This is a genomic window from Agrobacterium sp. a22-2 (genome assembly GCF_012276985.1).
Classification (GTDB): domain Bacteria; phylum Pseudomonadota; class Alphaproteobacteria; order Rhizobiales; family Rhizobiaceae; genus Allorhizobium.
Window position 1 is genome coordinate 1 of the sequence record NZ_JAAXMM010000132.1, and the last position, 380, is coordinate 380.

At 62.9% G+C, this 380-nt stretch carries 1 pseudogene; it reads right to left on the reverse strand.

From position 1 onward, the window contains the following. Positions 1-218: 218 nt before the first annotated feature. Positions 219-380, reverse strand: a pseudogene (locus HFC70_RS26735) (thiazole synthase); the annotation flags it as partial.

Below are 380 nucleotides of genomic sequence, written 5' to 3' on the forward strand. Positions count from 1 at the left end.
CCGGGAGAGAGGTGGAACAAAGGGCCGATAGCCGAGGGCCGGCGACTCTGCATGGAGAATGGGAACAACAGAACGGGCAGGCAACTCTGGGAAGGACGGGGTTCTTCAGCGGGATAGGGTGGAAATAATGGGGTATTTTTGTGATTTTCAAGAAACAACCCGATTTTTGACGCTTCCACCAATCAGGCGGCAGGGTGCCAGCCTGCCGCTTCCTGTGCCTAGAAGAACGGGCCGTCGAGCGGACTGCTGGCGGTGGCGTAGAGCTTCTTCGGCATGCGGCCGGCCAGGAAGGCGGCCCGCCCGGCTTCCACGCCGAGCCTCATGGCCCGGGCCATGAGCACCGGGTCGCGGGCGGCGGCAATGGCGGTGTTCAACAGCAC